The sequence below is a fragment of the Pseudarthrobacter raffinosi genome (assembly GCF_023913835.1).
GTDB lineage: Bacteria > Actinomycetota > Actinomycetes > Actinomycetales > Micrococcaceae > Arthrobacter > Arthrobacter raffinosi.
This window is the reverse complement of the sequence record NZ_JAMXBG010000019.1, coordinates 31676-53214: the sequence shown is the minus strand read 5'-3', so window position 1 is coordinate 53214 and position 21539 is coordinate 31676. Positions and strand designations below refer to the sequence as shown.

The 21539-nt window shown below is 64.9% G+C and carries 23 protein-coding genes and 1 pseudogene; 17 read left to right on the top strand and 7 right to left on the bottom strand.

Going from position 1 to position 21539, the window contains the following annotated elements:
* Positions 1 to 184: 184 nt before the first annotated feature.
* The 9 genes and pseudogenes from NG697_RS16855 (at position 185) to NG697_RS16815 (ending at position 7542) form a co-directional block, all read left to right on the top strand.
* On the top strand, positions 185 to 958 hold the full coding sequence (locus NG697_RS16855) for an oxygenase MpaB family protein (protein WP_252609672.1): 774 nt from the start codon (positions 185 to 187) through the stop codon (positions 956 to 958).
* Positions 959 to 1083: 125 nt separating this feature from the next.
* Positions 1084 to 1620 (top strand): PadR family transcriptional regulator, encoded by a 537-nt coding sequence (locus NG697_RS16850; RefSeq protein ID WP_252609673.1) that lies wholly within the window; start codon positions 1084 to 1086, stop codon positions 1618 to 1620.
* Positions 1621 to 1638: 18 nt separating this feature from the next.
* A pseudogene (locus NG697_RS21415) lies at positions 1639 to 2073 on the top strand (ABC transporter ATP-binding protein); the annotation flags it as partial.
* A 94-nt stretch (positions 2074 to 2167) separates the two neighbouring features.
* The gene (locus NG697_RS16840; protein WP_252609682.1) at positions 2168 to 3187 is read left to right on the top strand and encodes an FtsX-like permease family protein; all 1020 of its coding nucleotides are present in this window, start codon (positions 2168 to 2170) and stop codon (positions 3185 to 3187) included.
* Positions 3188 to 3205: 18 nt separating this feature from the next.
* Positions 3206 to 4504 carry an ABC transporter permease gene (locus NG697_RS16835; protein ID WP_252609683.1) on the top strand — a complete coding sequence of 433 codons (1299 nt, stop codon included), beginning with the start codon at positions 3206 to 3208 and terminating at the stop codon, positions 4502 to 4504.
* A gap of 192 nt (positions 4505 to 4696) precedes the next feature.
* The gene (locus NG697_RS16830; protein ID WP_252609684.1) at positions 4697 to 5743 is read left to right on the top strand and encodes a metallophosphoesterase family protein; all 1047 of its coding nucleotides are present in this window, start codon (positions 4697 to 4699) and stop codon (positions 5741 to 5743) included.
* Between the two features lie 89 nt (positions 5744 to 5832).
* Positions 5833 to 6873 carry an LLM class flavin-dependent oxidoreductase gene (locus NG697_RS16825; RefSeq protein WP_252609685.1) on the top strand — a complete coding sequence of 347 codons (1041 nt, stop codon included), beginning with the start codon at positions 5833 to 5835 and terminating at the stop codon, positions 6871 to 6873.
* Between the two features lie 120 nt (positions 6874 to 6993).
* On the top strand, positions 6994 to 7173 hold the full coding sequence (locus tag NG697_RS16820; RefSeq protein ID WP_185261628.1) for a hypothetical protein: 180 nt from the start codon (positions 6994 to 6996) through the stop codon (positions 7171 to 7173).
* A 96-nt stretch (positions 7174 to 7269) separates the two neighbouring features.
* A complete protein-coding gene (locus NG697_RS16815) occupies positions 7270 to 7542 on the top strand; it encodes a hypothetical protein (protein ID WP_252609686.1) in 273 nt (90 codons plus the stop codon).
* Between the two features lie 69 nt (positions 7543 to 7611).
* Here the strand turns inward: NG697_RS16815 and NG697_RS16810 are convergent, their stop codons facing one another.
* The gene (locus NG697_RS16810) at positions 7612 to 8910 is read right to left on the bottom strand and encodes an Nramp family divalent metal transporter (protein WP_308293030.1); all 1299 of its coding nucleotides are present in this window, start codon (positions 8908 to 8910) and stop codon (positions 7612 to 7614) included.
* A gap of 115 nt (positions 8911 to 9025) precedes the next feature.
* Positions 9026 to 9961 carry a dihydrodipicolinate synthase family protein gene (locus NG697_RS16805; RefSeq protein ID WP_252609687.1) on the bottom strand — a complete coding sequence of 312 codons (936 nt, stop codon included), beginning with the start codon at positions 9959 to 9961 and terminating at the stop codon, positions 9026 to 9028.
* A 164-nt stretch (positions 9962 to 10125) separates the two neighbouring features.
* Here NG697_RS16805 and NG697_RS16800 point away from each other — a divergent pair, with 164 nt between their 5' ends.
* On the top strand, positions 10126 to 11166 hold the full coding sequence (locus NG697_RS16800) for a LacI family DNA-binding transcriptional regulator (RefSeq protein ID WP_252609688.1): 1041 nt from the start codon (positions 10126 to 10128) through the stop codon (positions 11164 to 11166).
* A 114-nt stretch (positions 11167 to 11280) separates the two neighbouring features.
* Positions 11281 to 11964, top strand: a complete 684-nt coding sequence (locus NG697_RS16795; protein WP_252609689.1) for a DNA alkylation repair protein — start codon at positions 11281 to 11283, stop codon at positions 11962 to 11964.
* 84 nt (positions 11965 to 12048) lie between these two features.
* Here the strand turns inward: NG697_RS16795 and NG697_RS16790 are convergent, their stop codons facing one another.
* Both NG697_RS16790 and NG697_RS16785 read right to left on the bottom strand, forming a co-directional pair.
* Entirely contained in the window at positions 12049 to 12246 is a 198-nt protein-coding gene (locus tag NG697_RS16790) for a hypothetical protein (protein WP_058931239.1), read from the bottom strand.
* Positions 12247 to 12431: 185 nt separating this feature from the next.
* Positions 12432 to 12974 (bottom strand): TspO/MBR family protein, encoded by a 543-nt coding sequence (locus NG697_RS16785; protein WP_252609690.1) that lies wholly within the window; start codon positions 12972 to 12974, stop codon positions 12432 to 12434.
* Positions 12975 to 13157: 183 nt separating this feature from the next.
* Between NG697_RS16785 and NG697_RS16780 the strand changes: the two genes are divergently transcribed.
* A complete protein-coding gene (locus NG697_RS16780; RefSeq protein ID WP_252609692.1) occupies positions 13158 to 13490 on the top strand; it encodes an ArsR/SmtB family transcription factor in 333 nt (110 codons plus the stop codon).
* 12 nt (positions 13491 to 13502) lie between these two features.
* Positions 13503 to 14000, top strand: coding sequence for an SRPBCC family protein (locus NG697_RS16775; RefSeq protein ID WP_252614713.1), 498 nt, complete (start codon positions 13503 to 13505; stop codon positions 13998 to 14000).
* Between the two features lie 92 nt (positions 14001 to 14092).
* Here the strand turns inward: NG697_RS16775 and NG697_RS16770 are convergent, their stop codons facing one another.
* Complete coding sequence (locus tag NG697_RS16770) at positions 14093 to 14803, bottom strand: molybdate ABC transporter substrate-binding protein (RefSeq protein ID WP_252609696.1); 711 nt, start codon at positions 14801 to 14803, stop codon at positions 14093 to 14095.
* Positions 14804 to 14953: 150 nt separating this feature from the next.
* On the opposite strand from NG697_RS16770, the gene NG697_RS16765 reads away from it, so the two are divergent.
* Positions 14954 to 15427, top strand: coding sequence for a MarR family winged helix-turn-helix transcriptional regulator (locus NG697_RS16765; protein ID WP_252600244.1), 474 nt, complete (start codon positions 14954 to 14956; stop codon positions 15425 to 15427).
* A gap of 82 nt (positions 15428 to 15509) precedes the next feature.
* Positions 15510 to 16985 carry an MFS transporter gene (locus NG697_RS16760; protein WP_252609698.1) on the top strand — a complete coding sequence of 492 codons (1476 nt, stop codon included), beginning with the start codon at positions 15510 to 15512 and terminating at the stop codon, positions 16983 to 16985.
* A gap of 129 nt (positions 16986 to 17114) precedes the next feature.
* Here NG697_RS16760 and NG697_RS16755 read toward each other — a convergent pair whose 3' ends face one another.
* Complete coding sequence (locus NG697_RS16755) at positions 17115 to 18407, bottom strand: MFS transporter (protein ID WP_252614712.1); 1293 nt, start codon at positions 18405 to 18407, stop codon at positions 17115 to 17117.
* 24 nt (positions 18408 to 18431) lie between these two features.
* On the bottom strand, positions 18432 to 19652 hold the full coding sequence (locus NG697_RS16750) for a M20 metallopeptidase family protein (RefSeq protein ID WP_252600246.1): 1221 nt from the start codon (positions 19650 to 19652) through the stop codon (positions 18432 to 18434).
* 144 nt (positions 19653 to 19796) lie between these two features.
* On the opposite strand from NG697_RS16750, the gene NG697_RS16745 reads away from it, so the two are divergent.
* Both NG697_RS16745 and NG697_RS16740 read left to right on the top strand, forming a co-directional pair.
* Complete coding sequence (locus tag NG697_RS16745; protein WP_252614710.1) at positions 19797 to 20834, top strand: Lrp/AsnC family transcriptional regulator; 1038 nt, start codon at positions 19797 to 19799, stop codon at positions 20832 to 20834.
* A gap of 97 nt (positions 20835 to 20931) precedes the next feature.
* Positions 20932 to 21525: a DnaJ family domain-containing protein gene (locus NG697_RS16740; RefSeq protein ID WP_252614708.1), complete on the top strand. Its 594-nt coding sequence runs from the start codon at positions 20932 to 20934 to the stop codon at positions 21523 to 21525.
* Positions 21526 to 21539 lie beyond the last annotated feature (14 nt).

Sequence of the window (21539 nt, the reverse complement as noted above, 5' to 3'; positions counted from 1 at the left end):
CGTCTCCTTTGGTGGTTTGCCCAGCATAGTGGCGGTCCAGTTGATCCGTAAGAAATTACCCGTGAAGTTCGGGGATACTCATCGATGGTCACGCAGACGGAATACATGTCTCCGTCCTTGAGGTAGCCCGCATTGACGGCGTCGCGGGGGAAGCAGCGGTTGCCTTCTCCGGTATCGTGGGTCCATGGTGCGGAACCTGGCCGACATCGGCGCTGAAGGTGTATTGCTCGCAGGGGCGGGCCGCGCCATCCTGCTGCAGATCGCGAACCCCGCGGTGGGCCATGGCGTCGCCGAGCACAGTGACTTTATTGCCCGTCCCCTGGACCGCTTCCGGGCTACCGTCACCTACGTCTACGCTGTGGTTTACGGAACCGAGGCCCAGGTTGCGGCCGTTCGCCGCAGCGTTAACCGGGCCCACTCCGCGGTCCGCCGCAAGCCCGACGCCGGCTCCCGCGGGTACAGCGCGTTCGATGCCCAGGCGCAATTATGGGTGGTGGCAACCTTGTACGACACCGCCATCACCATTTACGAGAAAATCTACGGCCCGCTCGACGACGAAGCGGCAGACTTCATGTACAGCGATTACGCAAGAATCGGCACCGTCCTGCAAGTGCCGGCGAACCTGTGGCCGGCCGACCGCGCAGCCTTCAGGACATACTGGGACACGTCCCTGCTGACACTGGAGCTGGACGCCGTCACCGCCGGCGTCGGCCGCGACCTCCTGTACCCGCCAGCCGGGCCACTCTGGCTGCGGATGAGTATGCCGCTGATCCGGTTCATCACCGCCGGGCAGCTGCCGGACCACCTGCGCGCCGGCTTCGGGCTGCCCTGGAGCGACCGCCACAGCCGCCTGTTCGACCGCACCACCCGGTGGTCCGCCCTGGTGTATCCACGGCTGCCGCGGCCGGTCCGGCACTGCGTCAAGAACTACTGCCTCGGCCGGCTCCGCACGGCTTAACGCAATCGGACGACGGCGTGAGGTCCTTGCCGTCGTCCGTCACGTAACCCCCTTGCATCATCAATACATATGGCCTATGCTTCTGTCCTATACATAGCAGGTTGCGCGGTAGGTTGGAGGTCACGGTGTCGCTTCGTCTGGGCATTCTGGGCCTCCTGACCAGCGGCCCCCTCCACGGCTACGAGGTCAAGCAACAGTTCGAGGACGTCCTGGCCGGCACGTGGGATCTGAACATCGGTTCCGTGTACCAGATGCTGCAGCGGCTTGAACGCGACGGGCTGGTCCAGCCGTCCGGAAGCCGGGGCGACCGCGGGCGGCAGGAATTTGTCGCCACGGAGGAGGGGCGCCGTCTTTTTGACGAATGGCTCGATAACCCTGACAAGCAGCCGGAGCTGCTCAGGGAAGAAATTTATGTGAAAGTGCTGCTCCTGGCCCTGCAAAGGGATCCGGACACGACGAGGATCCTCAAAGTCCTCGACAACCAGCGGCACGCCTACCTGCAGCGGCTGCGCGACCTGGCAGACCAGGAGCGCGCGCTGCAGGGCACGTCCAGCGGACAGGCAGGCTCGCCGCTGGCACTACTGTTTCAGGCTGGCCGGCTGCACACCGAGGCCAGCCTGAAATGGCTCGATGCCTGCGCGGAGCAGTTCAGCAGGAACTAGGTGAGTGCCATCGTCGTCATGCAGAACGTCAGCCGCCTCTTTGCCGAAAATTCGGGCGTGGCTGCGCTCGACGGCATTGACTTGGACATCGAACGGGGCGAGTTCACCGCCGTCGTCGGTCCATCTGGCAGTGGTAAATCGACCCTGCTCGACCTGATCGCCGGCCTGGACCGGCCCACCTCGGGCCGGGTGGAAGTGTGCGGGATTGACGTGGGTGAGGCCAGCGAGTCCGCCCTGGCGAGGCATCGGCGCAAGGGGGTCGGCTTTGTCTTTCAGTTCTTCAACCTGATCGAGAGCTTGACCGTCCTGGAGAATGTCATGGTTCCAACCGAACTTGCCGGCGTTCCCCGAAGGAAGGCCAAGGCCCGGGCGCAGGCCCAGTTGGAGGAACTCGGCGCGGCCGAGTTGGGGCGGCGGTACCCGGAGACGCTGAGCGGCGGCCAGCGGCAGAGGGTGGCCCTGGCGAGGGCACTCATCAATGCCCCGACGCTCATCCTCGCAGACGAGCCCACCGGCGCCCTCGACACCCGCTCGGGGCAAGAACGTCATGGAACTGCTGGCAGCCATGAACGAGTCAGGCCAGACCATCGTGCTCGTGACGCACGACATCAAGCTGGCCGCAAGCTACGGCCGGCGCATGCTGGCGCTCCGGGACGGTCAGCTGGCCGACGACACCACCCTGCTGCTGGACACCCGCCGGCCCTGGGAGCGTGCCTTCGAGGCCGCCGCCGGGCCCCATCTCGTCATGGAGTTCGATGCCGGCCTGGAGAGCAAGGGTGACATTGAAGCCACGGCCTCCCTTCCGGGCGTTGCCGTCCTTGGAAAGATCCAGGACAGCGTCGAGCTCCTCGGGCAGTCGGCAGGCGAGAAGGGCCCTATCCAGGTGGTCGGACGCACTGATCCCGGCGGCGACGTGGGCAAACTGTCCTTCGTGGAAGGCCGCTGGCCGCAACAAGCCGGTGAGATCGCCGTTACGCCACACGACGGCTGGAATCCTCCGGAGCTGCGCCTCGGACAGAATCTTTCACTCCCGACGGCGGCCGGTCCCGCCGAGTTCCGCATCGTGGGAGTGCTGATCGACCTAACTACGACGTCCGTCCGCGGCGAGATCCAGCGAGGATGGGTCCTGCCCACAGAGATGTCATCGCTGAGCAGTGCCGACGCCCCGCTACGGTACCTGGCAGGCTACAGGCTCGCCGGGGATGTCTCCGACAACGGGGTCGCGGCGGCTAAGGAAAGGATCGGGGCGGCCCTGGTTCCAGGGGCCCAGTCAGCTGAGCCCCTGAGCTGGCAGGACATGCGCAGCGGTTCCAACTGGTCTGTCGCGGCGTTCGGAGGTATCGTCTACGGCTTCGCGATCGTAATCCTGATCGCCGTCGCCCTGACCATTGCCAGCGTGATCGCGGGCACCGTACTCGCGGGCTACCGCGACTTCGGCGTCGCGAAGGCCCTGGGCTTCACCCCCTGGCAGGTCATGGGTCTCCTTGTGGCCCAGGTTGGCGTGCCGGCAGGAATCGGGCGGTATTCGGGCTGCCGTTGGGAATCCTGGGCGGTGCATATTTCCTGAGCGATATCGGCGATTCAGTTGGGCCTGCCGGCGCCTTCGGCGGTCAACCCGCCGCTGATCCTGCTCGTAGCTGCCGGATTCATGCTGCTGGTGGTGGCTGCCGCGGCCATGCCCGGCCTGCGGGCGGCTCGATTGAGTGCGGCGACCGCCATCAGCCGTGGCCGCTCGCCGGGCCTTGGGAAACTGTCCCGGCGGAGCTCAGCGATCGTCCGGATGGGCCTGCCCAGGCACTTCGGGCTCGGCGCCGCTGCCGTGGGTGACCGGCCGGTGCGGGCACTGCTCACGGTCGTTGGGGTCGCAGCGTGCATGGCTGCACTGACGTTCGCGGCCACGTTTGGCCCCACCATGGATGGATTCATCAAGGACCGGGGCACCTGGGGCGGGGCGCAGGACGTCACCGTGTTCAAAGCACCCGGCGGCTCACCTGATCAAGTGCAGACACTTCTTTCCCAAAGTCCGGAGATCGCCTTCTCCGTAAAGTCCTCCGGAGCCCGTTACGTCATGCCTGGCCAAGCCAAGGCACTCGCTGTCATGGGCGTGCATGGTGACGCCGAGGCCATGGGATTCCGTGCCGCCAAGGGCCGCTGGTTCGCCGCACCGGGGGAGGCCGTCATGAACGCCTTCACCGCCAAGGAGCTCGGTATAAAGCTGGGCGACACCGTGAGGGGAACTGTCAGCGGCACGGAGATGAGGCTTACGGTGGTGGGCCTGATGAACGATATCGAAGTCCGCGGGTTTCGCGTCGCCTGGAGCACCCTTGCCGCCGCGACACCCCACATGCAGCCTGATACGCATCTCCTCCGGCTGAAGGAAAGCGTGAGCCATCAGGAGTTCGTGGATTCACTCAACGCCCAGGCAGGCGATTTGATGCTGGCGACCTTCCTCGGCTACGAAGCAGACATGACACCGATCGACCGCACCATCGGCGGTTTTTCGGCGGTGATCGTTTTGTTGGCCGTGGTGGGAACGTTCAACACGACGCTGCTGGCCATGCGGGAACGGCTGCGCGACACCGCTATCCTCAAGACGCTTGGCATGACCGGGGCACAGATCACCGGCATGGTCTTCACCTTTGCAGGAATACTTACCGTGGCGGCCACCGCCGTGGGGATACCCCTGGGCCTGTGGATGCAGGAGAAAGTCATCAACGACGGCATCGGAGCAGTCTCCGGGTTCGTCGTGGACGTCGGGATTCTCGACGTCAGGAGTGTTGTCCTGATCGTGGCCGGAGCCCTCGCCGTAACGTTCCTGGGCGCGCTTGTCCCGGCCCGCCGTGCGCGCCGCTTGCCGGTGGCAGCGGTGCTGCGCTCCGAGTAGCGAGCAAGAACTGAAGCGGACGACGGCGGGACCTCCCGCCGTCGTCCGTTTTGCTCACTGGGCCACTCGCTGTTCATTGCGCCGAAACCGCAGGGCTGCTGCACGTTATTCCGCGTCGGGAAGTCTTTTCACGCCCCCGCTTGCACGCTTCGCGGGCGGAATCACCGCAGAAACCCGAGTTAGGAAATCCCCATGCGCCTGAACAGTTTCACCACCGCCGCCGCAGTGGCCCTCATCGCAGCCAGTGTTGGCACCGGGATCCAGCCCGCCGCTGCCGCCGACGATGCGGCCGACAGCCAGCAGGCGTTCAGCTTCGGCGTCATTGGCGACATCCCCTACGGCGCTGCCGAAATCGCGAAGTTTCCGGCGCGCATCCAGGACATCAATGCCGACAGCGCGCTGAAGTTTGTCACCCACGTCGGTGACATCAAGAACGGCTCTTCCGTCTGTTCGGATGAATACTTCCAGCACATCCGCGCCGAGTTCGACACCTTCGAGCACCCGCTGATTTTCACGCCCGGCGACAACGAATGGGTGGACTGCCACCGGACCAATAATGGCGCCTACAACCCGTTGGAACGCCTGGACAAGCTGCGCGAAGTCTTCTTCAACGAACCTGGCAAGACCCTGGGTGCCACGATGCCCGTCAAGACCCAGGAGAAGTTGGGCCTGCCCGAAGACGTCCGCTTCACGCAGAACCGCGTGGCCTTCTCCGTGGTCAACGTCCAGGGCAGCAACAACTCGCTCCAGCCGTGGACCGGCCTGGGCGAAATTGCCGCTACCCCCGAGCAGTTGGCTGAAGTGGAGCACCGGACCCAGGCCGTCCTGGCGCAGCTGCGCGAGACCTTCAGTGACGCCACGCGCCGCAACGATCGGGCAGTGGTCCTGATGACCCAGGCTGACATGTTCGATCCCGCCCTGCTCGACGCCGCCCTGGCCAACCCGGAAGCAGTCTCCGGCTTCCGCGAGATCGTCCGGACCATCGTCGAGGAAACCAACCGCTTTGACGGCCCGGTCTATCTCCTCAACGGTGACAGCCACGTCTACGCCGAGAACCAGCCCCTGGCCGAGGGCTCACCGTGGCTGACGGTTTACGGCCAGACCGCCGCCGACGACCTGCAGCGCATCACCGTCGACGGCTCCAACAACGCCACAAATTACGTCAGGTTCACCGTGGCCGGAAACGGCGCCAAGGGCGCTGACATCCTGTCCTGGGAAAAGGTCGCCTTCAGCGGCTAGTACCAAAGATGAGCGGACGACGGCGGCACCTCCCGCCGTCGTCCTCCCACCTCCGGAATGAATCCAGAAGATTGAATGTTCAACCAAACATGGACTTTGGCATCTTTACCTTCGGCGAGCTTTCCCGCAACATCAGCACCGGCAACGCGCTGTCACCCCAGCAGCGGCTGAAAGAGGTCATCGAGCTGGCCAAACTGGCGGACCAGGCGGGCCTAAAATTCCTGGGCCTGGGCGAGCACCACCGGCGCGACTTTGCCCTGTCCGCCCCCGAAATCGTGCTGGCGGCCATCGCCCGGGAAACCACCAACCTCCGGCTCAGCACCGCAGTCACGGTGCTGTCCACGCAGGACCCGGTGCGGCTGTTCGAGCAGTTCGCCACGCTTGACCTGATCAGTGACGGCCGCGCCGAAATCATCGCTGGCCGCGGGGCGTTCATTGAGTCCTACCCGCTGTTCGGCCACAACACCGAGGACTACGACGGCCTGTTCGACGAGAAGCTGCGCATGCTCCTAGAGCTGCGGGACAAGGCCACCCTGGACTGGACGGGAAACCTTACGCAGAGCATTCCGGGCATGGACATCGCGCCCCGCCCTGTGCAGGAAAGGCTTCCCGTCTGGGTGGGCGTGGGCGGGACGCCGGCCAGCTTCGCCCGGGCGGGAAGGCTTGGGCTGCCGCTGTTCATCGCGCTGCTGTCCGGGCCTGAGCGGTTCCGCCGGCTTGCGGAGCTCTACCGCCACAGTGCCGACGAGGCGGGCCACGATGGAGCAAGCCTGCCCATCGGCGTGGGTGGGCACTTCTACACGGCGCCCACATCACAGCATGCACGGGACACCTTCTATCCGCATTGCCGGGCCTATTTCGAACAGAACATGCCGCGCGCCGTAGACCATTTTCCGCGTTCCACTTTTGACGACTGGGCCGAGCCGGGCGGCGGACTGCTGGTGGGAAGCCCGCAGCAGGTCACCGAGAAACTCCTCGGGATCCACGAAACCCTGGGCAACAGCCGGTATATGGCACAGATCGGCCTCGGCGGCCTGCCGTTCGCTGAAACGGCCCGTTCCATCGAGCTGCTGGCCACCGAAATCATGCCGGCCGTGAACCGTGAGATCGGCACTGCGAACTTGGGCTGAGTGCGGATAGCGGACGACGGCGGGAAGTCCCGCCGTCGTTCTTCCTCACCTTCGGTGCCTGGCACATTGATGGTAGCCGTGACACGCCATCTTTCGGCGTCCCCGTAACGAACCCCTGTCATGAACTATTACAGCCAAGCGGCGCAGGAACGCGTTCGGGACGCCGCATACGACGCAGTGGAGAAAGTCCTCAACAGCATGTTCGAACCGTTGAACCGGCAGGCCCTCACTGCCCGCTGGAACCAGGCCTGCGAAGCCATGGCGAAGCACCTGGAAGCGCGGGACACCGGCGAAGAGTAGGGCGCCTACTTTCGGCGTCTGGCCGCCGTGGAACCGACGTTCTTGTTCAACGAGGTCTCGAATAGGATTGACGGAGGATCGATATCGAGGGTTTGGATGTCTTTGAAGGTCACAACCACAACGCTCCAGATGCTTCAGCCGCCTGCCTGGACGGCCCGCCCTTTGCCGGATGACGCACGTCTGGACCGGGCTGTTGGGGTCACGCCGGAGTATGCCCGGTTCCTCTATGGCCTGGTCGGCGGGCCATGGCACTGGACGGATCGGCTCGAGTGGACAAGGCAGCAATGGGCCGAGGAGCTCGCGGTGCCGGGGACAGAATTCGTCGACCTCCCGCAGGTGGCCTGTGTCCCGAAGGCAACCACTACCTAACTAACGAAAGCGGACGACGTCGGGAGGTCCCGGCGTCGTCCGCTTCTACGTTCCGACTCTTGGCAGGTTTCAGCCGATCAGTGTGGTGATCAGTCTGATGGAGGAGGCGATGATGGTTATGAGTCCGATGGCGCCGAGGAGGTTGTGCCACCACCTGTTGCGGAGGTCTCCCATAATGGAGGTTTTGTTGGCCATGATGACGATCAGTACCCCGAGCAGTGGGGCGATGAGCACGGTGAGGGATTGGGCGATGACGATCAGGCCTACGGGTGAGGCCTGAAACGAGAGGGTGATGACCAGGCCGAAGGCCAGGATGACTCCTGTGAAGATGCGGGCGGTGGCTGATCCTGCCTGGGCTCCGCGACCGAGGGCGTCGGAGAGCATGGTGCCGCCGGCGGTGGCGTTGGCAATCATGGATGAGAAGGCTGCTCCGGAGAGGCCGAGGGCGAACACCATCGCGCCGATGGGACCTGCCAGGGGCGTGAAGACGGAGGCGAGGGCGTTAATGGTCCCTGCTTCGGCGCCGGTTTTGCCGAGCACGGCCGCGGCGACCATGATGACGAGGGCGGTCATGATGCCGGGGGCGACGATGCCGGGGATGGTGTCCACGAGGGTGATGTCGCGGTAGTCGGCGCGGGAGCGGCGGTGTTCCTTGATGCCGTATGAGGTGTAGAAGGCGGCGTTGATGGAGAAGTTGGTGCCGACCAGGGCGACGACGAGGATTTCACTTCCTGGCGGCAGGCTTGGAATCAGGCCTTCCATGGACCGGTACCAGTCGGGCTGGGCTACCACGGTGCTGGCAATGAAAGCCAGGCCCATGAGGACGACGATGACCAGAAGGGCTTTTTCCACGATTCCGTATACGTTGCGGAAGGCCAGGACGAAGCCGACGGCGGCGGTGCAGACCACGGTCCACAGCACCGGGGAGCCGCCGAAAATCAGTGAGAGTCCCAGGCCGGAGCCGACAGCGTTGCCGACGGAGAACATGAGCGTGATTCCAAAGACGCCGAATCCTGCCAGCACTCCGACCCATTTGCCGAGGTGGTCTTTGATAGAGGTGATCAGGGAGGCGGGGGTCGCGATGCCGAGGCGGACGCTCATGTCGGTGAAGAAGATCATGAGGATGGTGGAGACAGCGATGACCCAGACTAGGGTGTAGTCGAACCGGCTGCCGGCCTGCACGGCGGTGGTGAGGTTGCCGGGTCCGAACTGCCACGCTCCGACGACGAAGGCCGGGCCCATGAGGGCGAGGTAGCCGAGGAATGTCCGGCGTTTGGCCGGTGCGGCCTGGGCCGGGCTGCTATCGGTGTTGACCATTTGTCCTCGGTGGGCGTGCGGGGAGGCGATGGTCTTGTTCGGCTCGCGCATTGCGAGTCCTCCTTCTACAGCGGCTTTGCTGTGGTCGTCGTTGACCTAATTGGAGAATAAAGCATTAGGGGGTCAGGGTGGCGGGCTGTGCCCGCCACCCTGAGGGATCCGGAGATCAGGCGGGAACGGTGACGCTGCCAAGGTCAGCGGACTTCAGGGCCAGTGCGATTTCGTCGCCGGCTCCTTCGGCCAGGGGAAGCAGCGGCGGGCGCACGGTGGCGTGTTCGAGGATGCCGCGGGCGACGAGGCCTTCCTTGAGGGCGACGGTGCCTTCCATGTGGGATCCGCGGTGGTAGACGTTCTTGGTCACCGGCAGCAGGCGGTCGTGGATGGCGCGGGCCGCGGCGTAGTCCTTGGCCTTGCCGGCGGCGATGAGTTCCACCAGCGGTTCGGGAGCGAGTCCGCCGTAGCCGACCAGGGCGCCGTCCACGTCGAACATGGTGTGCAGCAGGTACTCGTCGTGGCAGGTGAGGATCTGCAGGTCCGGGTAGGTTTCGCGCAGGACCGGGATTTCGGTGTCCCAGCGCTTCATGTTCCGGACACCGTTCTTGGTGGCGAACACGCCTTCCATGCCGGCGATCTCCAGCTGGGTCTCCAAGTCGTAGGTTGCTTTGGTGGCGTCCGGGTACTGGAAGAGAATCAGCGGCAGGCCCGAGGTTTCGTAGATTTCCTTGTAGCGGGTCTGCGGTGCGCCCTTCTGGTAGCCGAAGCGGAGCCAGCCGTGCGAAGGGTAAACGAGCCCTGCGGAGGCGCCGGCTTCGACGGCACGCTTGGCCTCGAGGGCAGCGACGGTGTTTCCCTCACCGGTGATGCCGGCGATGATCGGGATTTCGCCGTTGACGGCGTTCTTGAATTCCCGGATGACCAGCGCCTGCTCGTCCTGGGTCAGGAAGGTTCCTTCACCAGCATGGCCGAGAACGACGAGGCCCTTGACGCCTTCGACGCTGGCCAGCCAGCCACCGAGGCGGTGGATTGCGTCTACGTCGACACTGCCGTCACGGTTGAACGGGGTTATAGGTGCGGGAACGAGCCCGCGGAGATCGATGGTCATGAGAGCTTCCTCTGTCGGTTGGATCGGTAGTCCCGCTAGAATGTGAGAACGTTTGCGGGAACGTTTTCATTCTGCGGTGTGGTTCACCTCACTGTCAAGGGGAAAGTTCAGACCCGGAAGGAAATAGAGTGTCTAGTAACACCATCCCGAACAGGAGAATTCGCATGGAACCGGCTGTCCCAGGCACGAATGTCACGCTCAGGGACGTTGCTGCGGCCAGCGGGGTGAGTCTCTCCACCGCCAGCCGGGCGCTGGATGAGCGGGGAACTGCATCAAAGTCGGCTGCGGCTGCCCACGTCCGGAAGGTCGCCCAGGAGTTGGGCTACCGCCGGAACTCCTTCGCCTCCAACCTGCGCCGGGGTGAAACCCGCACCCTCGGCGTACTTGTTCCCCGGCTGAGCGACACCGTCATGGCGCTGATGTTCGAAGAGTTGGAGCGCGCCGCAGCGGACCGCGGCTACTTCGCCATGGTCGCCACCAGCGGGGACGATCCGGACGACGAACGCCGAGCCGCGGAAACGCTTCTGGACCGGAACGTCGACGGCCTCATCCTGGCCACTGCGCGGCTCGATGATGAGCTTCCCCGCCTGCTGCGCAAACGCGGCGTTGCGCATGCCCTGATCTTGCGCACCGACGGCGAAAGCCCTTCCGCACTCGGGGACGATGAAGTGGGCGGCTATCTGGCGGTACGGCACCTCATTGATCTGGGCCACCGCGACATAGCCGTCGTCACCGGCCCCTCCTTCACCTCCACAGGCATCGCCCGCCTGGCCGGTGCCAGGAGAGCGATGCAGGAAGCGCGCATCGAGGAGCGGGACGAATGGCTGGTTGCCGCCGGCTACGGCATCGAAAATGGATACTCGGCAGGTGAATCGCTGCTGTCAGTAAAGGGCAGGAAGCGGCCAACTGCAGTGTTCGCTGCAAACGACAACATCGCCATGGGTATCATGGCGGCCGCCCACCGGTTCCGCATCACCGTCGGAGAAGACCTTGCGCTGGTCGGCTACAACGACATTCCGCTCTCAGCGATGCTCCCCACGCCCCTGTCGTCTGTCCGCGTCCCCCTCGACCAGATTGCGGGGACCGCCATAGACCTGATCGTCAACCCAAGCAAGGAACCCCGCATACGCCGGGCTATGCCAACACTCATCCCACGCGAATCCAGCGGTTCCTCAAAGCATTTTGCGGGAACCGTCCGAGCGTAGGCTTCTCGGCGAGGCCGACGCACCGGACCGCTCATGACCTCCGCGATGGACGGGACTCTTGCCCGCCGGCAGCCGTAGGCTGGAACCGACAAAAGGGTGACCGAAAGGGTGACAATGTCGGAGACGATAACGGCCGGGCTGCTGGGCGAAGTGATGGCCGAGCTGGCCGTGCTTGAGGACCCGAAGATGCGCGAGGCGAACGAGAAGCGCGGCGACGACCACGGCGTGAACCTGTCCAAGCTGCGCGCGGTCGCGAAGCGGCTGAAGACCCAGCAGGAACTCGCGCGCGAGCTCTGGTCCACGAACGACACTCCGGCCAGGTTGGTGGCCCTGCTGATCTGCCGGCCAAAGGCCTTCGAACGCGACGAACTGGACACCATGCTCCGCGAGGCGCGCGCCCCCAAAGTGCACGACTGGCTCGTGAATTACGTCGTGAAGAAGAGCCCGCACGCGGAGGACCTGCGCGTGGCCTGGATGGCTGATCCGGATCCGGTGGTCGCCAGCGCCGGCTGGGCCCTGACCAGCGAACGGGTGGCGAATACGCCCGCAGGGCTCGACCTCCCTGGGATGCTGGACATCATCGAGGCCCAGATGAAGGACGCCCCGGACCGGCTGCACTGGGCCATGAACCACACGCTGGCCTTCATTGGGATCGAGCATCCCGAGCACCGGGCCCGGGCGCTCGATATCGGCGAACGGCTTGAGGTCCTCAAGGACTACCCGACGCCCCCGAACTGCACGTCACCGTTCGCGCCGATCTGGATCAACGAGATGGTGAGCCGCCAGGCCACCGCGTAAGGCTGTCAGCCCGGAAGCAAAACGAAAGCGGACGACGCCGGGAACCTCCCGCCGTCGTCCGCTTCAGTTTTAGCCGTGAACCGATCAGACGGTGGCGAGCTGGCGTTCCTGGCCACGGACGCTGACCGTGAAAGTGTTGGGGCCGCTGCACTGGACCGCAATGCGGCATTTGGTGGTGTTCGCCTTGACCGAGAGGTCGTGCACAATGCTCTCCAGGGTGTGCTCAATCGCAGACCGGTCCCAGATTTTCAGCGTGATGGAGTCAGTGTTTTCAAACGTCATTGTCAGTACTTTCGCTCATGCAGTTAACGGCTCCGCGTCGTCCTTGAGGGGGCCGCATCCTCGTCGGTGAGGATTGCTGATCTTGGTAGTGCGGGAACGGGGTCCCGATCTCATGGTTCATGCTTGCCGCCGACATTTGCAACAGAAATGGCGAAAGTGTGAGCGATTACACGCTCGCGCCGGCTTTAGTTACTGACGGCGGCGTAAAGGTTCAGGGACGCCGAAAATACCAGCCACGAGACGTTCGGCAGCATCAGCAGTCCGGCCGTTGGGCTGATGGGTCCGAAGCGCAGAACTGTCAGGGCTGCTGTGAGGATGAGGGCGGCGAGGACGGCCAGGGCCAGCCAGAGCGCCGCGGTCCCCAGCAGGGGATACAGGCCGAAGAAGGTCAAGGGCCAGAGCAGGTTCAGGGCCAACTGGAGTCCGTAGAGCCTGAGCGCGCGGCGGCGCGGGAGGCGCCGCTGCCGCCACACCAGCCAGGCCGCCACGGCCATTGCCGCGTACAGGACCAGCCAGACCGACGTGAACATCAGCCCGGGAGGCGTCCAGGGGGCCTTGTCCGCCAGGGCGTACCAGCCGCCGGCAGCCGTTCGGATCGGGAGGGACCCCAAGAACGACACGGCCCAGGAAAGCGCGAGGAAGCCGACCATGGCGGCAACCTGCCGGCGTCGGGACGGCCCGTCCGGGACTGCCGGACCTTGCGCTTCGTTGGGGACAGTGTCAGGCACTGACCCACTGTGGACAATGGCGGGTACCCGCGTCAAACCCGGAGGCATCGGAGGTCTCCGTCAGGGTCCCTTCGAGATGGCATTTCGCGGCAATAGTGACCGGCGGAACTGCCGTTAAATGCCACCTCGCGGAACGCATTCAAGCCTTGACACCCTGCCGCCCCGGGAGTATCGTACAACCAAATGGTTGTAGATCAGCTCAGAGACGCGGACGTGGACCGCCTGTTCCAGGCGCTCGCGGACGCCACGCGGCGGGACATTGTCCGGCGGGTGACGGTGGGGGAGTATTCCGTCTCCGGCCTCGCCGCCCTCTACGACATGAGTTTCGCCGCCGTCCAGAAGCATGTGGCGGTGCTGGAGCGGGCTTCCCTGGTAACAAAGGAGAAGCGCGGAAGGGAGCAGATTGTGCGGGGTAACCACGAAGGACTGCAGAAGGCCCGCCGGCTGCTCGACGAGTATGAGGCGATCTGGCGGCAGCGTGCCGGGCGAATCGCGGACATTCTGGCTGAAGGATAGGAAGGTTTTGTAATGCCTGTTATCAGTTCCACCAAGAATCTCGAAGCGCTCAGCTTCACCCTCGTGGCCGAGTTCGACGCCGGCGTCGAGCAGGTCTGGCAGATCTGGGAAGACCCGCGCCAGTTGGAGCGCTGGTGGGGTCCGCCCACCTGGCCGGCGACGTTTGAGGCGTTCGACTTCCAGCCCGGCGGGAAGGCCGGCTATTACATGACCGGCCCCGAGGGGGAGAAGGCCGGCGGCTGGTGGCGCTTCACCGCCATCGAGGCGCCGCGCAAGCTCGAGTTCGACGACGGCTTCGCCGATGACGACGGCGCCCCTAACGAGGCCATGGGAGTCACCCATGCCGCCGTTGACCTCGAAGACCTCGGCGGCCGCACCCGGATGACCGTCCTGTCCACCTTCGAGTCCGAAGAGCAGATGGAACAGATGGTCCAGATGGGCATGGAAGAGGGCATGCGGGAGGCTGCTGGCCAGATCGACGCCCTGCTCGCGGAGCACGCCCGCGCCTGAGTAACGCTGACGGTTTTCACGCAAGAGGAAAGAGCATGACGGCGGGACGTCCCGCCGGCAGACTCTCCCCTTTGCGTCGGGGTACTGATGCTCTAGGCGGGTTCCAGCACGTTGGTCGAATAGGCCGCGAGGGCCCCGGGGCTGTGCAGGAAGTCGCGGAGCGCCGTGGCGCCTGCCACGCGGAACGCTTCGCTGCCCAGCGCCGTGGAGAAATCCGTGTACTCCTGGACCGCCGCGGGCAGGGGGCCAACGATTGCCGCCTCCGGAACGAGGACCAGTTCGCTCAGTTGATGGATCGCAATGTCGGCCCGGCCGTCCAGCAGCGCCACGGCCGTGGGCCCAGCATCAATGACGGTGGCCCGGGCCTTGACCTGCTCCGCAATCCCCAGCCGTTCCAGCAAGCCGGCGAAATAGATGCCGCTGGGGCCGCTCCGGGAATAGGCCACGGAGCGGGCCGATGTCACGGCGGCGATGAAGGCCTCCACGGTGCTGATGTCTGGAATCTGCGCGTCCGGCGGAACTGCCACACCGATACCGGTCCGGGCGACAGGCCTGGGGTCCGTCAGGATGTTGGCTTTGACGAGGTCCGCGAGTGATCCGGTGATGCCTGCCATGACGTCGGGCCGGGCCCCGGATTCGATCCGCGTCAGCAAGCGGAAGGTGGGCTCGAAGACCGCCTCTACAGGCGTCCCGCCGGCCTGAATGTATGCCGGAAGGATGACGTCCTGGACTGCCTGCTTGAGCGCAAAGGCGCAGAAAAGGGTGAGGGGCCTGGCGTCCTCGCTGGCAGCGTGAGAGTCCATGGGAGTCCTTAGGGTAGTGGGTAGTGCGCGCTCCCACCAGACTTACCTTGTGGGAGCGCGCATTGTTATTTGTTAAGCCCCGGACATGGCTGCTTCCTGCCCGCGGAGTAGCCCTGAAGGGCAGTCCCGCATCGCCCCTATGCTTGGAGGATGGCAAGCCTCAGCAGCACTGAACAGCAACCGGATGCCGACAAGACCCGGGATCTGGCGGTGGCCATCCTCGACATCTCGTTCGAAGTGCACCGGAAATCCCACGACGGCACCGGCGTCCTCCCTCTCTCCAGCGGACTGCTGGACATCATCCGGGTCATCGAACGCCACCCCGGCATTACGGTGGCCGAAGTGGCCGCCCGTCTCGGCAGGCAGCTCAGCAATGTGAGCGCGCAACTGCGGGAGCTCGTTGCCCTGGGCCTGGTGACGCGCACGCGGGACGTGGCCGACAAGAGGTATGTGGTGCTTCATCCCACGCCCGAGGCGCAGCGCATCAGGGCCGTCCTGGAGTCGGCGTGGGCAGAGGCGCTGGAATCCGCCGGGTCGCGGCTGCTGCCGGCGGAGCGGGAGCAGCTTGCCGCAAGCCTGCCGGCACTGGAGCGTCTTGCCGGCTTCCTCGCCGAGCCCGAGTAGCGGACATCACCTCAAGCGGGTCTTTTCTGCGCCCTGAAAGTACTTATACTTATATAAGTATTAGGACTTTGAAGGGTGAAAAATGGGCGCGGCAACACAGACGGCGGAACCAGACGCAAAACAGGAGGGCAGGCCAAGAGGCCAGTGGGGGGCTCTGGTCTTCCTGGCCCTGGCACAGTTCATGGTGGTGCTTGACGGCACCATCGTGAACCTGGCGCTGCCGCGCCTGCAGATCGAAATGGGCGTCAGCGACACCACGCGGTCGTGGGTGGTCACGGCCTACGCCCTCGTGTTCGGCGCCTTCCTGCTGCTCGGCGGACGTGTCGCGGACTTCTGGGGGCGCAAGCGGACCTTCATCGTCGCGGCCGCAGGCTTTGCCATTGCGTCGCTGGCCGGCGGCATCGCGCAGGAAGCCTGGGAACTGATCGGCGCACGTGCGCTGCAGGGTCTCTTCGCTGCCCTGTTGGCTCCGGCGGCACTGGCGCTGCTGACTGTTTCCTTCCCCGGCGGCAAGGACCGCGGTACGGCCTTCGCCATCTTCGGATCCATCAGCGGCGTTGGTGCGGCGGTGGGCGTCCTGTTGGGCGGGTTCCTCACGGACTACATGTCATGGCGCTGGACGTTCTTTGTGAACGTGCCCATCGCCATCATTGCCCTGGTCGGCGTGATATACATGGTCCGCGAGAGCAAAGCGGCAGGCCCTGCCAAGTACGACTGGCCCGGTGTCGTCCTGGCAGCCCTTGGCCTGGGATCTCTGGTGTACGGCTTCACCAATGCCGAGCATGGCTGGGGCGCGCCGGAGGCACGGGGCTTCATCTTTGCCGGTGTGGTGCTGCTGGTGCTGTTTGTCGCCGTCGAAAAGAAGGTCAAGCACCCGCTCCTTCCCCTGCGTGTGGCGACGGAACGCAACCGGGCGGCGGCCTTCCTGGCGGCGTTCCTCTCCGGTGCGGTTCTCATCGGCGGCATCCTGTTCATCAACTTCTACATCCAGATCGTGCTGGGCTTCGCGCCGTTCATCGCCGGGATCGCATCCCTGCCCATGACGGTGGTCCTCATCGTCACCGCGGCCCTGGTGGCCAAAAACCTGCCTAAGCTGGGTGCGAAAATCCCCACCGCCGTCGGGCCTGCCTTTATGGCGGCGGCCATGCTCTGGCTGACCCAGGTCACTGCCGAGGGGACCTATGCGGTCAACATGCTGCCGGCGCTCATCCTGATGGGCATCGGCCTGGGCATGGTGTTTGTGCCCATGCAGAATCTGGCCCTGTTCAGTGTGGACAAGGATGACGCCGGCGTGGCCAGTGCGTTGGTCAACGCCTCGCAGCAGATCGGCGGCTCACTCGGCATCGCCCTCTTCAGCACCATCGCCGCCGCAGCAACCGCGGCCGCCGGCGCTGCCGGTGGCAGCCAGATGGTTGCGCTTTCCGCCGGCTACTCGTCGGTCTTCCTCTGGGCCGCCGGCGTGGCCATCCTGATCGCGCCGCTCGCACTCCTGCTGATCACCATCACCAGGGAAACGTTCAGCGGCAGCGACGAGGACCAGCCCATCCACCTGGGCTGAGTCTCCTCGCCGGGGCACGCGCCCCACACAAAAGACGCCGACGGCGGGACCTCCCGCCGTCGGCGTCTCTTGTGTCGTTGTGGCCGCCCTGACAGTGGCAACCATGGAGCTTTGCCGGGCTGGAACAGATCAGTGCGTCAGGTCCTTGCCCTTCGTTTCCGGGATGGTGAACACAACCGCGATGCTGACGGCCAGCAGAAGTACCGCATAGACGTTGAAGAGGTTGGCTTGCCCAATCGAGCCGAGCCAGGCCTGCAGGTACGGTGCCGTTCCACCGAAGGCTGCAACCGCGATGGAATAGGGGACGCCCACACCAACGGTGCGGATTTTGGTGGGGAACAGCTCGGCGTACACGGCCGGTACGATCGCGGCCGCTCCTGCGATGAAGAACAGCATGACGGACATGGTGACCGTGAGCTGCCACGGGGAGTCCTTCAGCAGCCAGGTCATGGGGAAATGGAACAGCGCGGCGCCGGCGGCGCTCATGATCATGACGGGCTTGCGTCCAATGCGGTCCGACAGCTTGCCCCAGAACGGAAGTGCGGCGATGAACAGTACATTGGCTATAACGCTGGCCCAAAGGGTCTCTCCGCGGTCCATCTTCAGCACAGACGCGGCGTAGCTGGGCGTCACGATACCCCAGATGTAGTAAGCCACGGTCAGGCCGACGGTCAGTCCGATAACCTGCAGGGCCTGCTTGCGGTGCCGGTAGATCTGCGGCCACATCGGCTCGTGCTTTTCCTTGGGCGATTCTGCCTCGAAGACCGCGGTTTCCTTCAGTCGCGCCCTCATGATCAGGGCGTACAGGCCCATGATGCCGCCGATGATGAACGGGATCCGCCAGCCCCAGGCGCCCATGTCAGCCTTGCTCAGGACGTTGGACAAGGTGGCGCCAAGGATGGTTCCGGCCAGGATACCGACGGTGCCGGAGGTGTAGATGAGCGTTGCCCAGAAGCCGCGCTTTTCCCTTGGTGCCATTTCGGAGAGGTATGTCTGCGACGACGGCAGCTCGCCGCCGTGGGCAAGGCCTTGGATCAGGCGGGCCACCAGCAGCATGACTGAGGCAAAGGCCCCGACGGCTTCGAAGGTCGGTGCGATACCGATCAGCAGGCTGCCCAGAGCAGCGAGCCCGACGGCGAACGTCATGGACGTCTTGCGGCCGATCCGGTCACCGATCCAGCCGAACACGAAGCCGCCGAATGGGCGGGCGACAAAGCCGACGGCGAAGATCGCCAGCGTGGCGAGGAAGGCCGACGTCGGATCCTCCTTGCTGAACAGGGCGCTCGCGATAAAAGGCGCGAAGGTTGCGTAGATGGCCCAGTCATACCACTCGACGGCGTTGCCGATGCCGGTGCCGACGAGGGTGCGCAGGTGGGACTTGTGAACCTGGACGTCTGCTGGGACGCCTGCAGTTGTGGTCATTGTGTACTCCAGGATTTGAGGGTTTTAGTGGGCCGAAGCCAAGGCTGCGATGCGGGAGACGGCCAACTCGGTGTAAAGAGCAGTTCCGTCGGACAGGACGCCGTCGTCAAAGGCGGCGTATGGGGAGTGGTTGAAAGCGGTGGTGGTGTGGTCGGCGCCGGGGGCGACGGCGCTGAGCCCGATAAACGTCCCGGGTACTTCCGCCAGCACCCTCGAAAAATCCTCGGATCCACTGAGCGGGGTGGCCCAGCGGGTGAGGCGCGAGTGTCCAAAGAGGTTTTCGATGGTCTTCTCCGCGGTGCGCGTTTCGTCGTCGTCGTTGACGGTGAGGGGGTACTCGTGACGGTAGTCGACGTCCACCTCAAGGCCGTGGGCAGCGGCGATGCCCTTCAGCAGCGTGGGAGCGGCGGTCATCATCCGCTCCCGGGAGGCATCCGAGAAGGTTCGGATGGTGGCTTCGATGCGCGCCGATTCCGGAATGATGTTGCGCTTCGTGCCTGCCTGGAGGACGCCCACCGTCAGGACCACGGGATCGAACATGTTGAACTGGCGGGTGATCATGACCTGCAGGGCTGTCACCATTTCTGCGGCCGCCGTGACGGGGTCCTTGGCCGCGTGCGGGGCCGAGCCGTGGCCGCCGGCGCCCAGAACCGTGACGGTGAGGGCGTCCGAGGCGCTCAGCATCACGCCCGGTTTGGTGCAGAACCGGCCATGCGGCTCCAAGGCGGAAAACACGTGCATCCCATAGGCGGCGTCAACCCGGCGCCCGGCCGCGTCCAGCACGCCTTCGCGGATCATGTGGCCCGCCCCGTCAAAGCCTTCCTCGCCCGGCTGGAACATCAGCACGACGTCGCCGGCCAGCTGGTCCCGGCGCTCGGCCAGAAGCGTGGCTGCTCCGGCGAGCATGGCGGTGTGGAGGTCGTGGCCGCACGCGTGCATGGCGCCGTCGATCTTGGACGCGAACTGGACGCCGGTGCGTTCCTGGACGGGGAGGCCGTCCATGTCGGCCCGCAGGAGGACCGCTGGTTTCGTTGCCGATGCGTGCGGCGCGGTGCCGCGCAAGACGGCCGTGACCGACGTCGTGCTCTTGCCCAGGGTGATTTCGAACGGCAGGCCGTCGAGCGCCTTGAGGACTTTTTCCTGGGTCCGGGGGAGGTCCAGGCCGATCTCCGGTTCCTGATGCAGCTCGTGACGCAGCCGGCCAAGGTCGGCCTGCAGATCCTTCGCATCGGTGGTGATTGACATCTACTCTCCTAATTTCTGAACGTTTGGTCAGCGACCTGATCCCATTGTGTGGTGATGTGGTTCACAGGCTGGGAAATAGCTGAAAAAAATCAAAAGTACGATGGATACGGCAGGATTCATTCACCAGAGATAGAAGCGTGCGAAGTGGTACTCAGCGAGGAAGACCTTGCCCTGATCAACGTGCTGCAGGTCGCGCCGCGGATCAGCTGGTCGGATGCAGCCAATGTGCTGGGAGTGCACGCCACAACGCTGGCTGCGCGCTGGGACAGGCTGAGATTGTCGGGGGCGGCCTGGACGACGGCCCACCTGATCGGCGATCCCAAAAAGATGTGCCTGGCACTGGTGAGCGTGGATTGCGAAATGCGGTTGCGCGCGGCGGTGACCGCGGCGCTCGCCGCCATCCCTGAGGTGGTCACAGTGGAAGAGGCGGCAAGCAACAGGGACCTCATGCTGACGGTCATAGCGCCCACCTTGGCCCGGTTCACGGATCATGTCCTTCCGCGGTTCAAGGAGATCCGCGGGTTGGTGAAGTACCGGACCTCGCTGGGTACCCGTCTGCACTCCGCTGGCCATGCGTGGCGGCTCAATACCTTGGACAAGGCGAAGCAGAATGCGCTTTCGGCCGTTGCCAGTCCTGAAGTCACCGGTTCGGCAGCCTCGAGACCCGGGGCGCCACTGCCGCCCAGCCACCTGGATCTGATCCCGTTCCTGGCGCGGGACGCGCGAGCGAGCGCAGCGGACATCGCGCGCAGCCTGGGCCGGAGCCCGGCGACGGTCCAGCGGCAGCTCAACAGGGTGGTATCCAGCGGGCTGCTGTCCTTCCGTTGTGAAATTGCCCAGAATCTCTCCGGCTACCCGGTGAGCTGCCAGTGGTTCGCCAACGTGCCGCCGGGCCAGCACGAGGCCGCGGCCGCTGAACTCCGCAGCCTCCGCACTGTCCGGTTCAGCGCGTCCACCACCGGAGGCACAAATTTTGTGATCCTCATGTGGCTGAATTCGCTGGCCGATGTGATGAACGCCGAATTGGCCCTCCAGCAACGCATCCCGCAGATCGAGCTCGTGGAGAGCGTCGTGATCCTGAGCAGCGCCAAGCGGATGGGCTGGATGCTGAACTCGGATTCGACGGCGAGCGGCGCCGTTGTGGTCTCAACCGCGGAGCTGCCGTCCGTAGGGTTCCCCTGAGCTTCCAAGCGGCTGCCATTGGCACCGTTGAAATCAGATGCGGACGCTTGAATACTGGAAAAAAGACCCGATTCAGGCACGGAGGCGGTGGCATTCTATGAGCGGCGGGGCGGGGTATTTCAAGCGCCGGCTGGAACGGGCCGCAGAAGTGCGCTCCTACCGCGGTGCGGGGATCAGCGCTGAAGAAGAGGCCGAACTCGAGGCTGCGGAGGCGAAGGGCCGGGGCAAGCGCAAGAAGGTGGACGATGCCCAGCGGGCGGAGTATCTGATCCGGGACGCCATGGCACAGGGCAAATTCGACAACCTCAAATACGCCGGCAAGCCCATCCCCGGGCTGGGGGAGGCCTACGATCCTGACTGGTGGGTGAAGGGCCTGATCCAGCGCGAGAACATCAGCGGGCTGGGCCCCAAAGCCATCCTGCTCCGCACCGAAGACGCCGAACTGGACGGCCGCCTTGATGCCCAGTTCACCGAAAAGCAGGTCCGGGACATCCTCGCTGACTTCAACGCCCGGGTGATCGACGCCCGCCGCCAGCTCCAGGGCGGCCCGCCCGTCGTCACCAAAACGCGGGACGTCGACGCCGAGGTGGCGCGCTGGCACGAACGCCGTGCCGCCCGCGCACAGGACGCCCTGCCTGAACCGGAGCCGCAGCGCTCCTGGTGGCAGCGGCTCTGGCGCGGCACCACATAGCTGAGCGGGCGAGA